The 15,371-nt window shown below is 43.9% G+C and carries 10 protein-coding genes and 1 pseudogene; 6 read left to right on the forward strand and 5 right to left on the reverse strand.

The features are described from left to right. Window positions 1-72 precede the first annotated feature (72 nt). From uvrB to VME0621_RS06300, 3 genes are all read right to left on the reverse strand, one after another. Window positions 73-2,049, reverse strand: a complete 1,977-nt coding sequence (gene uvrB, locus VME0621_RS06290) for an excinuclease ABC subunit UvrB (protein ID WP_062457576.1) — start codon at window positions 2,047-2,049, stop codon at window positions 73-75. A gap of 75 nt (window positions 2,050-2,124) precedes the next feature. Further along, entirely contained in the window at window positions 2,125-3,912 is a 1,788-nt protein-coding gene (locus tag VME0621_RS06295; RefSeq protein WP_062457573.1) for an ABC transporter ATP-binding protein, read from the reverse strand. Further along, window positions 3,906-5,669: an ABC transporter ATP-binding protein gene (locus VME0621_RS06300; protein ID WP_062457570.1), complete on the reverse strand. Its 1,764-nt coding sequence runs from the start codon at window positions 5,667-5,669 to the stop codon at window positions 3,906-3,908. Before VME0621_RS06300 ends, VME0621_RS06295 begins: the two co-directional genes overlap by 7 nt. A gap of 179 nt (window positions 5,670-5,848) precedes the next feature. Here VME0621_RS06300 and VME0621_RS26105 point away from each other — a divergent pair. After that, window positions 5,849-6,240 (forward strand): annotated as a pseudogene (locus VME0621_RS26105) (hypothetical protein); the annotation flags it as partial. 455 nt (window positions 6,241-6,695) lie between these two features. Here the strand turns inward: VME0621_RS26105 and VME0621_RS06305 are convergent. Both VME0621_RS06305 and VME0621_RS06310 read right to left on the reverse strand, forming a co-directional pair. Beyond that, complete coding sequence (locus VME0621_RS06305; protein WP_062457568.1) at window positions 6,696-8,456, reverse strand: alkyl sulfatase dimerization domain-containing protein; 1,761 nt, start codon at window positions 8,454-8,456, stop codon at window positions 6,696-6,698. 125 nt (window positions 8,457-8,581) lie between these two features. Then, complete coding sequence (locus VME0621_RS06310) at window positions 8,582-8,839, reverse strand: hypothetical protein (protein ID WP_231892924.1); 258 nt, start codon at window positions 8,837-8,839, stop codon at window positions 8,582-8,584. A 364-nt stretch (window positions 8,840-9,203) separates the two neighbouring features. On the opposite strand from VME0621_RS06310, the gene secD reads away from it, so the two are divergent. The 5 genes from secD to VME0621_RS06335 all read left to right on the forward strand — a co-directional run bounded on the left by secD (window position 9,204) and on the right by VME0621_RS06335 (window position 15,369). Then, window positions 9,204-10,991, forward strand: coding sequence for a protein translocase subunit SecD (gene secD / locus VME0621_RS06315; RefSeq protein ID WP_062457561.1), 1,788 nt, complete (start codon window positions 9,204-9,206; stop codon window positions 10,989-10,991). After that, entirely contained in the window at window positions 10,991-11,893 is a 903-nt protein-coding gene (secF, locus tag VME0621_RS06320; RefSeq protein ID WP_062457558.1) for a protein translocase subunit SecF, read from the forward strand. Before secD ends, secF begins: the two co-directional genes overlap by 1 nt. Window positions 11,894-12,112: 219 nt before the next feature. Further along, window positions 12,113-13,204 (forward strand): calcium:cation antiporter, encoded by a 1,092-nt coding sequence (locus VME0621_RS06325; protein ID WP_062457555.1) that lies wholly within the window; start codon window positions 12,113-12,115, stop codon window positions 13,202-13,204. Window positions 13,205-13,275: 71 nt separating this feature from the next. After that, complete coding sequence (locus VME0621_RS06330; RefSeq protein WP_062457552.1) at window positions 13,276-13,932, forward strand: DedA family protein; 657 nt, start codon at window positions 13,276-13,278, stop codon at window positions 13,930-13,932. A gap of 45 nt (window positions 13,933-13,977) precedes the next feature. After that, window positions 13,978-15,369, forward strand: a complete 1,392-nt coding sequence (locus VME0621_RS06335) for a magnesium transporter (RefSeq protein ID WP_062457549.1) — start codon at window positions 13,978-13,980, stop codon at window positions 15,367-15,369. Window positions 15,370-15,371: the final 2 nt, after the last annotated feature.

Genomic DNA, 15,371 nt, shown 5'->3' on the forward strand with positions numbered 1-15,371 from the left:
CTGTTAAGTAAGTGCGTTAGCGAAATCGTAACGCACTTTGACCTCTCGTCCAACGAACAAGGTGAGCTAGAACTACATAAATATGAACTGCCTATATAAACTATCCAGTTCCGCTCGCATTTGACGAATTTGCGCATCATTTTGCGCAGAGACCGCTTCAAGCAGTCCTTTCTCGCGCGCGGTGATTTGTTGACAAAGGCTAGCAAGACTGTCGCAAAACGCGACATTATGACAAGCCTGCTGCTGCGCCTCTTCCATTGCTGATGCTACTTTACGACGCGATGTAGCGGGCACAATCGCATTTGCTTGATTATAAACTTGTTGTCTTTTTCGTCTTTGTAGCGATTCGTCTATCGCTTGCTTCATGGCGGGTGTGATTCTATCGGCATACAAAATCGCCTTACCATTGGCATTTCGTGCTGCTCGACCAATGATCTGAATCAGCGCTTCTACCGAACGTAGAAATCCTGCGTGGTCCGCGTCGAGAATGGCAACCAAGGAAGCTTCGGGAATATCCAGTCCTTCTCTGAGTAGGTTGATACCAATCAAGACATCGAACTCCCCAGCCCTTAATCCATTGATAATACCAACTCTTTCTGAGGTTTTAATATCGGAATGTAAGTAACGAACGCGTATTCCCTGCTCCGCCATATAGTCGTTTAACGACTCCGCACTTACCTTAGTTAAAGTGGTCACGAGCACTCGTTCATTATTACTGGTACGCTGACGTATCTCCTTTAACAGGTCTTCCATATTGTTAGCTGATGGGCGCACCTCAACCTCAGGGTCAAGCAAACCTGTTGGTCGAATAATTTGTTCAACCACCACTCCACCTGAACGCTGAACTTCGTATTTTCCTGGCGTCGCAGAAACAAAAATGGTCTGCGGTTTTGCCTTTTCAAATTCACTGAACGTCAGTGGACGATTATTTAAAGCTGAAGGAAGACGAAACCCGTAATCAATAAGGGTATCTTTACGACTTCGGTCTGATTTCGACATTGCTGAAATCTGAGGAACCATCACGTGAGACTCGTCGATAAACACCAGCCCATCCTTAGGTAGGTAATCCATTAATGTCGTCGGCGGTAGCTCAGGATCTCGTTCATTAAGATAGCAGGCATAGTTTTCGATCCCGGAGCAATAACCGTATTGCTGCATCATTTCAATATCATGCATACACCGTTCGTAAAGCCTTGCCGCCTCGGTTAATCGGTTTTCTTCGTTGAGCTCTCTAACTCTTTGTTCCATTTCAATACGGATCAACTCACTGGCTTTACGGACTTTTTGTGGTGACGACGCATAGAGTGTTTTAGGTGAAATCTTGTACTCTGTGCAAGATTTTAAGAGTGTACCCGCGATAGGGTCGACCCAATCAAGATGCTGAATAACTCCGTTATTTAAAGTAATGCGAATAGCATCTTGGGCAGAATCAGCTGGAAACACATCTATTTCGTCGCCACGAATGCGAAAACCAGCGCGCTCTAATTTGGGCTCGGTAAGAGTATATTGTAAGCGTGCTAATCGTTCAGTTAAATCAGCTTTATCTAGTGCCTCACCTACTGCGAGCGATATTTGTAAGTCTCGATAAGCTTGCGGATCGCCTAACCCGTAGACAGAAGAAACGGAAGCCACCACGATAACGTCTCTTCTCTCAATCAGTGACTTGGTTGCCGAGAGCCTTAGTCGCTCTAGCTGTTCGTTAATCGCGGAGTCTTTGCGGATAAAACGGTCGCTACCGGGAATGTAGACTTCTGGCTGAAAGTAATCGTAATAGGAAACAAAATACTCAACGGCATTCTCAGGAAAGAAGTGACACATCTCGCTATATAACTGGGAAGCTAATGTTTTGTTATGAGCAAGAATCAACGTGGGTCGTTTCAAGCGATGGATAATATTCGCCATCGTGAATGTTTTACCCGACCCCGTTACACCTTGTAGTGTTTGATGGCTTTTGCCAGCTTCGATGCCTGAGATTAAACGAGCGATGGCTTCAGGTTGGTCTCCTGAAGGTGGGTATGCGGAATGAAGGATAAATTTGTTTTTAGACATATACTCGCCCTCTGAAGAACAGTACTAAAGTATATGCCTATAATCGTCAAAGTGACTAAGCGAAGCTTGCTTGAATCATATAGCTTCTGCAGAATCGATCTCACTTGTGCCCCCTGTCGACTCACTTAACAACCCTGCATAGATGCCATTAATAGACACCAATTGTCGATGGTTGCCCTGTTCGACTATTCGACCCTTTTCTAATACTAAAATTTGATCCGAGTGTTTGATGGTACTTAAACGGTGAGCAATAGCGATAACCGTTTTTTCCTCAAATAAACGCTGCATGGCTTTCTGAATAAGATCTTCAGTAATCGAATCTACAGAGCTTGTCGCTTCATCAAGCATCATAATCTGCCCACCTTGAGCAACTGCTCGAGCAAACGAGATAAGCTGCGTCTGCCCCACCGATAAGTTCGAACCATTCTTATCTAAAACCGAGTCATAATTTCGAGGTAACTGTTCTATAAATCGATCTGCATAGACATAGCGTGCGGCTTGCTCGACTTGTTCACGGTCAATCCCCGGTTTACCAAGGGCGATATTGAACTCGATACTTTCTTCAAACAAATGAACATCTTGCATCATCATCGAAAATAGGTGTGCCGAGTCATCCACTGAAATCTTCGATAACTCAATGCCATTTAACAGAATACTGCCCTCATAATCTTGATAGGTTTTTGAAATCAATCTCATGATGGTTGATTTTCCAGAGCCAGTAGAACCTACCAAGGCAATTTGATGGCCTTTTTTAAGTACGAAAGAAATGTCTTTCAGTACATACGGAGCATCTTGTTTATATCGAAAACTAACATTAATGAACTCTAAGCTCACAAACTCTTGCAATGGTTGTTGGACCTGATGACTCGGTAACAAGGTTCGACCTTGTTCCTCCGTCGGCTCAACAAAGAGTTCTTCGATATGATCAAACGCCGCAAACGAGCTTTGAATAGAGGCAATTTGAGAGGTGAAATCACGAATCGGCACAAACACTTTTTCTAGCGTATTAATAAAGGCAATCAGTACACCTAAAGTCAGCGTTCCGGCTAGCACTTGTTCAGAGCCATACCAAATCATGAGACCAATGGTTACCGACGTCACACCTGAAATGAAAGAGAATAAGATGGCGTCATACTTATTGATTTTCTTTTGAGCAACCAAAAACTCATCAATATGCCCATTGTATTTCGCTTCTACTTTCTCTTCAGCGCGGTACATTTGAACGGTACTCATACCGAACAACAATTCTTGTAGATAACCGATACCTCTTGCCAAGGATGCGCGCGTTATCTTATGTAAAGCTCTTAGACGATTACGTACATACACCGTTAAATACATAACAGGAGGCATGACTACTAATACGATCAAAGTCAGCTTCCAATCGATAAATAGCATCATTACCAACAAGGCAATGGTGTTTATTGAATCCTTTACCAACCCGACAACTGATTGCACAAACGTTTCACCGATAGTCTCTAAATCACTCGTCAAACGTGACAACGTGACGCCTGCTGGCGTATTGTCGAAATAGCTGCGCGGAAGTCTGAGTACGCGTTCAAACAACACTGCGCGCATGTCGGTAATCGTTAGTTGACCAGTTTTTCTTAAATTGTAAGCATAAGTGGTGTCCACCACGTACCCTGCAATAAGGACTAGGACCAAATACACCACATATTGCATTAACCCAGCGAAGTCATTTTGTCCCAACTGAACGTCAATAACTTGGATAATTAACCAAGGGAATAACAAGCTGGTTGCGACCGACAAAGGAAGCATAGCAATACCAATCAGAGCGGTTTTCTTGTATTTCTTAGCGAACTTAAAGAAGTGCTTGAGATACTTTACGTCGACACCTTTTAACATGCGCTCGCCTCCGCTTCATTTTGCTGAAGCTGCCACGTTTCCAAATAGTACGGGCATGTTTTCAGTAACGTTTTATGGTCACCTTTCGCAATTATCTTGCCTTCATTAAGTACGATGATCTCATCCATATATTCTAAAGCGTTAACACGGTGCGATACCACGAGCACCGATTGGTGTTTGAGTCGCTCAAATAACCCATTCAATATTTTACGTTCGGTTTCGTAATCAACCGCAGAGAGTACGTTATCCATAATGACAAGGTCTGCAGGCTCTAAGAGTGCTCGTGCAATGCTCAACCTCTGCTTTTGCCCACCAGAGAGCATAATGCCTTTTTCACCTACCAGAGTTTGATCACCATCCTCAAACCTAGCCACATCGTTTGCGAGCTGGCTCAGCGAGAGCACTTCGTCCACTTGCTCCTTCGTGGCATCATTGTTGGCACTACCGAATCGAATATTCTCTTCTACCGTGGCCGAGAACAGATAAGGATCTTGGGTGACGGTTTTAACATAGCGACGCAAGTCACTGCGGGCAAAATCCGTAATGTCTTTACCACCTAAGAAAATCGCATTAGTGGGAACATCTAAATGATGATTCAGGCAGTTCACCAAAGTTGTTTTGCCTGAGCCGATTCCACCAAGTACCCCTACTTTTTTCCCCGCAGGAATGTCAAAGCTGATATTGTCCAAAATCAGCCGTTCATCATTTGGATAATGAAAACTCAAATTTCTTACCGATAACGACTCCCCTTTCAACTGTTCAACATCTTCATCAGCGAGACGAGTTTGATCAGTTTCAGGGATTTTAGCATTGAGGATAGTTTGAGCACTTTGAATACCAACAATACCTCGCTGGTAGATAGTCGCGATTCGACCAAGCTGCATCAATGGCATAGCCAGTAACACAGAATAAGTAAGAAATGCGGTAATTTCGCCAAGAGTTAGCTCTTGATTCATCAGCATGTAACCACCTAGACCTAGAATTAATATCTTCATTAGGTCATTGGCGTAATCAAGTACCGGTAAAAAGAACACCTGGATTCGAGTAATCTGCATTCGGCAACGCAGCAGTTGCTGATTGAGCTTCTCTATTTCTGTAGTTACCCAAGGTGACATGCGTTGATTCTTAATCAAGTCGATGCCTGACAAGTAGCTCATAAGCTGAGCAGACAAGCTTTGTAGGCGATTCATATGCTCAGTGTGCAACACTTTCATTCGCTTAAATCCAATGCGGAAAATCACAAAAGCAATGGAGATTGGAATGACTGAATACATGGTCAGTTCTGGAGAGATACGCCACATCCAAATTGGTGTCAGAGAAAGAGCAAACATAGTGTTAAAGAACTGGAGAAAGCCAATCCCAAACATCAGTCGAACCCCCATCACATCGTTGTTCATGATAGAAATGAGTCGACCTGATGCAAACTTCTCGTGGTAGCTATTTGGTAGCCGATTGAGCTGTTTTAACAGTCTATTTTTAAGTGCAGCTTCTGCAATCCTTCCGGGGTTAAGCGCATACACTCGAGACAGAATACGCACCACAACCATAGCTACAGACATGCCCACTACAATGGCGACATAAGTTTGCAATTGTTGATGACCGTCATTCGACGCATCATCAATCAGATCTATCGCCAGTTGGATATAGCGTGGAATTTCTACTTGCAGCCAGTTAACGAGAAAAATAAAAATGATCGCGAAAATATAGGATTTGCGATTCATATACAAATAGTGCGAAATCAACTGCCTAGTGTTCATAAAGCTCTTTATTTGGAAAGATTTAGGGGCGTACTAGTCGATGCTGATATGACCAGATTGTGTCAGTAGCATAGGATTAGCTTTAGAATATGGTTGATAATATCAACTTTAATTAGTCTTGTGAATGGATTCATTAAAATTATCCCGAACTAAACTCACTAATATTTGTTCTACTCCTTCTAAGTTGTAATCTAGTAATGCTAGCCAACTCAACACTGAACGTTCTTTTGACGCTTCTTGTAATGGAGCATCATCTAATAACACCCCCTTAGTTAGAAAAATGGGACTTATTTGATGTAAATGGAAATATGGTTGGCTATCAGCAAGTTGGTAATCAACACATTGCTGTCAGTTACAAATCACGCAAAGGAACGGCCAATGCGCTGCAAGAAGTAGTGCTCAATGAGTTTTCTAAATTATAGTTGAGTTCTTGTTACAGCATACACGCATGAGCCGTGAACACCTGAAGCAAAAAGAGAGTGTGGATTGGCTTCAAGATAAAACACTCTTTGATAAGAGCAGGGATATCACCTTGAAAGATGCCAAAGCCATTTCTGACATTCATTCACTATGATCAGTTAGACGACATGAATTTTGGCAGTCACATTTAGTAGGGGCCACAGTATGGGTCAGGATGAGCTGAAACGTCGGTGGACAAAAATAGTCTACATCTGCTCGTATTCTCCGTGCCCCAACTGGCCGTCATCCTCACGAAAGTGAGGATCTCCTACCGCGTGTAGGCAACTGAAAACCTTCGACTAAGTCACGTAAATCAGCTTCGCGACGCGCTGAATGAGATCCCCTTTTTCAAGGGGATGACAGTAATGTTTGGGGATGGTGTGAAACACAAAAAGAGGCAGAGACGAGCTAGAAAATGCCATGGGTAAAAATTCAGCCCGTGAAGGTTTTGGACGAGAACTGTTTAGATCTCATACCCTAAACGATTTACCAAAAATTAGAAAACATAAAAATGGTGGCTCAAATATTCGCCACCATTGAATAAGCTATAAACACAAAAGCATTATGTTAGTGAGTGGTGATAGTCAGCGCGGTATCAAAGTCTGCCAACGAGGCATTTAATTGCTTAAACTCTGTCTCGCCTAATAACACTTCACTCCACTCAGAGTGGGATAGATTAACGGTAATCCCTGAATTTAATTGAGAACTAATTTGAACAATGCCATTTCGAAGCTGAATACCGAACGTGTGCTCACTATCACTCATGTTTAGATTGAACTGAGAAGACAAACCCTCCGCTTTACGTGTATCAACCAAATAACGGATGTACTCGACATTATTTTCTATCGGAGAGGCCTCTAACTTTTCACTGGTGATTGCCCCAAGTAGTTGGGTTAGAGATTGATAGTTATCCAATTGATGTTCACCGAATGAAAGTTTCCCTTCATGAAGTAATGCTTCAGAAATATAGAATCCACGAGCATTGGCTGAGCTGGTACGTTGCCCAAGTGCACGAGCAGCTTCTGCGCGCGACAGTTTAGCTTCTTCGTTATTTGGCTCTATTTCAAGTATTTGGGACGTTAAGTATAGCGACCACTGCCACCCTTCCAAGGTTTGCTTCTGATTTGATTGCTTGACCATTTTATTGGCCAACTCAACTCCACCTAAACTCCCAATAAATTGATGAGCAAAGGTCTGTGTCGGCAAAGGGTTGATGTCGTAAACGTCCCAACCGTTCCAGCCCATTACACCGTTATAGACCTGCTTAGCATGACTTTCGACTTGCCCATAGGTTTCTTTATCCAATCGTAGGTTTTCTGGCATATAAACAAATTCAGCAGCACCCTGAGCATCATTTCCAAGCTTTATTGCTCTTATGGTTTGGTCATGTATCAGCTGCATCGAATCACGGAACTCATAAATGACATCTTTAGCTGATTCTTTGGTTACATTGGCAGCACCATGTATATCAACGTGATAGTCAAAGTCATAAGAAAGCACCAGATCTGCCGCATCAACAAGTCGAATAGGGTCACGATACCTATCTCCGCGCAAAGTATAGAGATTGAAAATTGAGCCTGCATTCATTGCATTGGTCACCATAAGGCTCTTTTCGGGAAAGTAGTAAGCGACACTGTCTGTCACATCCGTAGGGCTAGGTAAAACAATCACCTCCATCCCCGCAATTGTGTGAGTTTCAACTTGATTGTGCTCAAAAGTAACGGTCGGAGATTGGTAGCCTTTTTCGCCCTCTAGCTTGTCTAGCGTGAAACCAAGTTTATTAGGAAACGCGTCTGGGCCGCTTTCAGGGTGTAACAACCCAAATTGAATAGCGACTCGAGAAGAAAATATTCCAGCTAGAGGGCTCACACCATTGTCTGCAAACAGGTGTTTCTCCATCCACTCATGTGCGTAAATAGCTGTGTCATCATTACTCCACGCTTGTGTACCCCATACATAATGCGAATGGGTATAAAGAACAGCGCTAACATCAATCTCTCTATTCAGCTTTTCCTCTAACCGTTTACGTTGCTCTTGCGCTACTTTTAAATCATCTCCCGTATCAACGATGATCCAGCCTTCAGGAGCCTCGACCGCAATCACGTTACCGATACCCCACCCAGCAATACGATAGACACCATCTGTTATCTGAGTGATTGATTGCACGTCTACATCCCACAATTGGTCGACCATAGCCGCGGGTTTTGTAGTAACAATCCCTCTATCCGTAACAATAGGGTCATACTTAATAGAAAGGTTGTATTGGTCGGCAACCACGCCAAATGAGGTAGAGAGTAAAAGAGCAGTGCTGAGAATTGTCTTTCGCATAATATCGTTCTTCTAGTTAATGAAATAATTTAGGGTTAGCCCCTTTCGATGACACCATTACACTCAATCTCAATAATTAAATCGATGAATTAGAGAAAGTCATATTTGGCTAATCAGCATTGGATTTAAATAGGAGATACTGAGGTACACCCCAGAAATATCTCTTGACCTGTATCGGTTTTAATTTCAAAGTCATCAAGCCAATAGATGTCAGTTAACAAGCGAATATCTGTGATTAACTCGCAGCGATCCTTTTCGTACAGTGTGTCGATTTCACCACTCCAACATGTTGATATATCGATGACTATCATTCTTTCTATCTCAAGAAACTGATGGCTAAAGTGCTCATGTAATAACTCTATCCCTTCTGCGTAACTCAGCACTAGAGTGCATCTCCCTTCACCAATATCACAAATTCTATATTTTCGGTCGTTTAAATATATTGTGCAATCCACGTAGATTCATCCTCAATCATTAATTCAGATTTCATTGTTTTAAATAAATCAAATCTCTACGAGGAATTAGAGAAATTCATATATGACAAGTTGAAAAAACCAAATATGAATTTCTCTAACCCATAGTTCTATTGAGTCAAAAAACTAAGATAGCTCTGTATCCAAGAGTTAGGTTTATCGAAAACCTTTCAGGCCCCTTAGTTTCAACTCATACATGATTAATACCGCTGTTTATTTAATAAATAAGCTTGGTGCTATTTAGGTATGCGTTAATCAATAAGATGCAACCAAAATGAAGTTAAAGCGCTCAAACACACCCATAAATTATTCAGCGAAATGGAAGGTCATCGTTCTCGTGCTGTCTGTGGTACTGATGCTTCTCAGTGCCCTAACCTCTGCATTTGGTGAACGTGAAGCTTTGCACATTTCAAACCAAACACATTCGGCACAGGCTGATGACGTCTATCGTTATCTTTTAGACAACAACATTGATGTTCACAGTGTGAACGAAAACAACGATAGGTTAGTTGTGACGTTTGCTTCTAACGGACAGCAAGCCGCCGCACAAGCTCTGATGTCCGAGTTTATCCAACCATCAGAGACCGTTGCCCTCACACTCGAACCTTCAGCCCCTTCTTGGCTAACCTCGCTGGGCTTTCAGCCGATTAAATTTGGATTAGATCTACGTGGTGGTGTGCAATTTCTGTTAGACGTTGATCTAACCCCTGTCTTTAATGCTCACGCGCAATCAGTGATCGACGACCTACGTCAGGAGTTTCGTGTACGCGGTCGTGTAGAAAACGGTGAAGTGGTCATTGCTCGATATAACGAAGCACTGCTTGGTGATATTAGACACCACTTAAGAACACAGTATCCAAGTTGGACTATGAGCCTATCTGGTGAGCGCTTAATAATCTCAATGGATGAGGAAGAAAAACGTGCGATTCAAACTTTGACTGTGACACAAAATCTTCAAACAATGCGAGGCCGCATAGAAGAACTTGGAATCACGGAAGCCGCGGTCCAACGCCAAGGTGAAAATCGAATTCGTATCGAACTGCCAGGCGTGCAAGATCCGACATCCGCAAAGAACATTATCGGCGCCACTGCATCACTAGCGTTTTACCATGCGAAGGCCGATGCTAACGCACGAACAAAATCCATCAATGATCAAGATGGTAGACCTGTCATTCTGCATAGAAACAGTATCTTAGGGGGTGAGCATATTATCGATGCACGCGCTAGCCTAGGAGAAATGGGGATGCCCGAAGTCAACATCACTCTTGATAGCACGGGTGGGCGACTGATGAGCAATCACTCACGCAGCAATATCGGAAACCCGATGGCGACTGTCTACAGTGAATACAGTCAATCAGAAACAGGACAATCCATTGAGCAAAGCGAAGTTATAAGCGTAGCGACAATTCAATCAACGTTGGGGAACCGTTTTCGCATCACCGGCGCAGGATCAATGGCAGACGCTCAAAACCTTGCTCTTTTATTGAGGGCTGGCTCGCTCACCGCTCCTGTCACCATTGTCGAAGAACGTACAATCGGGCCAACTCTTGGTGCTGAAAACGTCAAAAATGGCTTTGCGGCACTCGCCTTGGGACTTGGTTTTACGTTGGTATTTATCGCTTGTTGGTATCGACGCCTTGGCTGGGTTGCAAATGCTGCACTGACTATCAACTTAGTGTGTCTGTTTGGTCTATTGGCGCTTATCCCTGGCGCTGTACTAACGCTTCCAGGCATCGCTGGGCTTGTGCTAACTGTGGGGATGGCTGTCGATACCAACGTGCTTATCTTTGAACGCATCAAAGACAAAATGCGTGAAGGCAGAAACTTTTCCCAAGCCATAGATCGAGGCTTCGATAGTGCATTCTCTTCCATTTTCGATGCCAACCTCACCACTATGATCGTCGCCATCGCTTTGTATGCAATAGGTAACGGTCCAATTCAAGGCTTTGCTATCACACTCGGATTAGGCCTACTGACTAGCTTATTTACCGGCGTATTTGCGTCTCGAATTCTTATTAATTATTTGTGGGGAAGAAATACCTCACATGAGGTAAAACTGTAATGTTCAAAGCAATTAGCGTCACCAAAATACGTCAATTGATGACGATGATATCCTTGATTCTATTGACACTTTCCATTGCCTCTATCGTCGCAAAAGGCTTCAACTGGGGATTAGATTTTACGGGCGGTGTCGTCGCTGATATTCAAACAACACCAGATCTAACTCAAGTTCTGCTCAAATCTCACCTCGATTCGGCACTAAGCCAAGACGTTCAGGTGACGGCAGCAGGTAGCGAAGGAGGTTGGCAACTGCGCTTCAATGATACAGACCTCAATTTGCGAGAAGCGCTAACCCGAGCGCTGTTGCCGATAGACAGCAACTTTCAAGTTACCAACAGCAGCGTAATTGGCCCTCAGGTTGGGCTAGAAATGATCGAACAAGGTGCCTTGGCGATTTTGGTTTGTTTCGTTCTTACCTTGCTGTACTTGAGTTACCGATTTGAATGGCGATTGGCACTTGGTTCAATTACAGCGCTAGTTTACGACATTGTCATTGTGCTAGGGCTCTTTGCGGTGACTCAAATTGAATTCAACCTAACCGTGTTGGCCGCTTTACTGGCAGTGATGGGCTATTCCTTGAATGATTCGATCATCATTTCAGATCGCATCCGTGAGGTATTTCGCGCGAAGCCAGACGGTGAAACCGATGCCCTTCTCGATCAGTCCATCGTGTCAACGTTGTCACGAACGCTTGTCACATCAGGCACTACCTTGGTCACAGTCTCAGCATTGTGGTTGTTAGGAGGGAGTGCATTGGAAGGTTTCGCCATTGCATTGTGTGTCGGGATTTTAAGTGGGACATGGTCTTCTATCTCTATTGGCACACTCTTGCCAACTCGTGTTGGCTTGAAACCAATCCACTATAAACCAGAAGAAACTGAATCCCTTGAAAGCATGCCTTAGCTTTTACTTACTGCTTACTTAGCATGCTATTAGGCGACAGTCGGTCGCCCAATAGCATCAAAGAATTTCTCTAATTCATAGCCTGAATCATCGGCTCACCTTAAATTAGAAACATAACTTAAAGCGCTCCGTCTACTGCACAGGAAATTGTAGTATTCACCCGATTTACTCTCGTTAAAGGACATTAGCGAGCCTTCGGTTACTCAATAAAGGCTCAACATGCTCAACGTACTCAAACAAGAATACAAACTGCCACTTGGCATCGTTGCCGTTCTATTTTTCAAACTGATTGGCGACAACTTACTCACAGGGGAGCTATCACAGTTCGCCTATATAATGATTACTGCAGTACTGTTTTACGCGGTAATGAGCGCTATTTTCTCCGTTGTTCGTCACTCAGATGCGCTGGCGATTAAGCTTGGCGATCCATACGGAACGCTTATATTAACCCTATCTGTTGTATTGCTCGAAGTCATTATGGTTTCTTCCGTTATGTTAACAGGAGAATCCAACCCCTTCTTAGCGCGTGACACCATGTTTGCTGTCGTGATGGCGGTGCTTAATGGCTTTGTTGGTATCACCTTGCTAATCGGTGGTATGAAATATCATACCCAAACCTATAACCTTGATGGAATAAAAGCGTACTTGGTCGCCATTATTCCACTTTCATTGCTGTGCTTGGTGCTACCTAATTTCACCAGTATGGACTCGTTAGGCAACATGTCGACCAGCCTAACCTGGACTCTGGTTCTCGCTTCAATCGCCTTGTATGCCGTATTCCTTTTCATCCAAACACGCAGCCATACAAACTACTTCATTGATGGTGACAATGAAGACCACCATGAACATCATGGTCCGCTACACAGCAATATCTTCCATACCATTATGCTGGTGAGCTATTTGATGGTGGTGATTTTATTAGCGAAAAGCCTCGCGATTCCAATTAATGATGGCATTACGGAAATGGGCGCACCTGCAGCTCTAGGTGGTTTGATTGTTGCCCTGATTATTCTCGCCCCTGAAGCGGTTGGCGCCATTAAAGCCGCGGTAACCAATCAATTACAGCGTGCGATGAATCTCTTCTTTGGCTCGGTTCTCGCCACTATTGCACTAACCGTTCCTGCTGTTCTGCTGATTTCAGGGGTAATGAACGAGCCCATCCAACTCGGTCTCGCCCCGGCAGAGATGGTGTTATTAGGCGCAACGCTATTAATGACCAGCGTGAGCTTTAGCAGCGGGAGAACCAACTCGCTCAATGGCGCGACCCACCTCATCCTGTTCTTTGCCTACATCATCTTGATGTTTGATTAAAACGTACGTTGGGCTTTGGCTGCCAGCTGCCAGCTGCCAGCTGCCAGAGCCCACATTAACTTGGAGTTTCCATGCAAGAAATTATTTCCGCAATTTGGCTGCAAGACTTTGATTCATTACTCGAGTTAAATTCACTGCACGTATTATTGCTTTTACTTGGTGTCGTGCTTTTTCTTGAGTCGAGTTTCGTATTCTTACCACTACCTGGCGACGGTCTGGTGTTGTTTGTCGGAGGCATGGTGGGCTTGGGCGCGATTGATTTTTCCAGTGCTCTAGTACTTCTCACCTGCGCCTCTTTTTTGGGCAGTCTCATTGCGTATCTTCAAGGACGTTGGCTGCACAATACTTCGTTCATGCGAAAAGCTGAACAGACACTGCCAGATGAATCGTTACCCAAGGCTAGAAGACTATTAAACCGATACGGATTTCTGTCCTTATTCGTTTCACGGTTTGTCCCATTTGTTCGTGTACTAACTCCGATGTTGATGGGCGTTGCACAACTTAGTGCAATTAGAACACTTATTGTTAGCTTCACTAGCTCGATTACATGGGTCTTTAGTTTGTTGCTGGCAGGAAAGTGGATCATGCGACACCCTTTCGTTTCTCAATATCAAGAGTTCATTACAAAGTGGTTCTTAATGGGCAGTTTAATTTTGATGGTCACCGCATTTATCGCCCTCTTTATTCGGCTTTCAACTAGAAAGCCACAACCACAAACATCCGAATAAAAATCGCTTCAATCGCATTATCACTTATTGTCTAAGGTCAAACAGATGACATTAATCACATCAGCTTTTCCATCGGAAGGGGCGGAAAAGCTACATCTTAAAATATTGGAGTGTCTAACTCTAAGAAAGCCTAGGAGGCTGAATCAAATCCTTCTAGAAGCAGAACCCATTGAACTTCCATCAGTATTGAGGAAGCTCTCTGATCAGCAACGTATCCTCACTTGGACTCTACTAAGCGAAGTAAACCCAAGTCTTGCGGCCAACATACTTGATCACTTCTCTGATCCCGAGCTTTTGTGGCTATTCAGTCAATTACCTGAAAGCAGCACCATGATGCTATTTCAGTATTTGCACTCCGCCGACCGTAGACTGCTGCTTAATGAACTACCAAGCGATCTACGAAAACGTCTTAGGCAAGTACTACCTTCAACATGGAAAAACGAAGAGCGTGCAGCCTTACTCTACCCACCAGACTCTGCCGGACGGATTTGTAAAAGCGAAATCCTAAAACTAGCCGCAGACGCTACCACTGACACGTTGAGCGCAATATTAAGCGCAGAAGAACACAATTTAGATCGACTAGAGTGGCGCTACGTTTACTTGCGTGACAATGAAGGCTGCTATGTAGGTGGGGTGAAAATCCGAGATGTTCTGCTACTACCACGTGGAACGTCATTAAAGGAATACATTGATGCCACAGTGCCCGTTATTAACCCTCACACAGATCTAAATACAATTAAAAGTACGCTGGACACTACTTTGCACCCAGTCGTTCCTATCGTTGATGAACAGGGTTTCCAAATAGGTGTCGTCGGCTTTAAGCATCTCAATGAAGCTTTATACCAACGTTCGAAGCAGCAAATGCTGGAGCAATCTGGTGTATTTGGAGGTGATGAGTCTCGCACAATGCCTGTCGTAAAACGAAATCTACGTCGACTCGCCTTTTTACTACCTTCCGTCGCCTTAAGTTATGCCGCAATTTCAATCATTGCTATCTACGAGCCCATTATTGAACAAATTGCCGTCCTAGCCGCGGTGCTTCCGCTTGTCGCCAACCTTTCTGGTGCGGCGGGGAATCAATCCGTTGCAGTATCGATACGTGAATTATCCATGGGACAGATATCAGTCAAAGATCTGCTGTATGTGGTGGCGAAAGAGATTCCAATTGGTGCTATCAATGGAGTGATAATTGGCGGCGTTTTAGCTCTACTTACGCTGCTCACCCTTGGCGGAGAACACTCAGGATTACCATTGGTTATTGCCATCGGATACACACTTTCTTCCACTCTTGCTGTCGTGATCGGAGGGACATTACCCTTGTTACTAAAACGGCTCCACTTCGATCCAGCAATGCTATCGAGCCCAATGCTGACAACCTTTACCGACGCTATTTCATTCTTCAGCGTTCTGTATTTAGCGCACAGTTTTTTGCTGTGATT

Source organism: Vibrio mediterranei, assembly GCF_900088415.1.
Lineage (GTDB): Bacteria > Pseudomonadota > Gammaproteobacteria > Enterobacterales > Vibrionaceae > Vibrio > Vibrio mediterranei.

Coding starts and splice junctions, on each gene's coding strand:
- uvrB (WP_062457576.1), bottom strand. CDS start 2,049: ATGTCTAAAAACAAATTTATCCTTCATTCCGCATACCCACCTTCAGGA.
- VME0621_RS06295 (WP_062457573.1), bottom strand. CDS start 3,912: ATGTTAAAAGGTGTCGACGTAAAGTATCTCAAGCACTTCTTTAAGTTC.
- VME0621_RS06300 (WP_062457570.1), bottom strand. CDS start 5,669: ATGAACACTAGGCAGTTGATTTCGCACTATTTGTATATGAATCGCAAA.
- VME0621_RS06305 (WP_062457568.1), bottom strand. CDS start 8,456: ATGCGAAAGACAATTCTCAGCACTGCTCTTTTACTCTCTACCTCATTT.
- secD (WP_062457561.1), top strand. CDS start 9,204: ATGAAGTTAAAGCGCTCAAACACACCCATAAATTATTCAGCGAAATGG.
- secF (WP_062457558.1), top strand. CDS start 10,991: ATGTTCAAAGCAATTAGCGTCACCAAAATACGTCAATTGATGACGATG.
- VME0621_RS06325 (WP_062457555.1), top strand. CDS start 12,113: ATGCTCAACGTACTCAAACAAGAATACAAACTGCCACTTGGCATCGTT.
- VME0621_RS06330 (WP_062457552.1), top strand. CDS start 13,276: ATGCAAGAAATTATTTCCGCAATTTGGCTGCAAGACTTTGATTCATTA.
- VME0621_RS06335 (WP_062457549.1), top strand. CDS start 13,978: ATGACATTAATCACATCAGCTTTTCCATCGGAAGGGGCGGAAAAGCTA.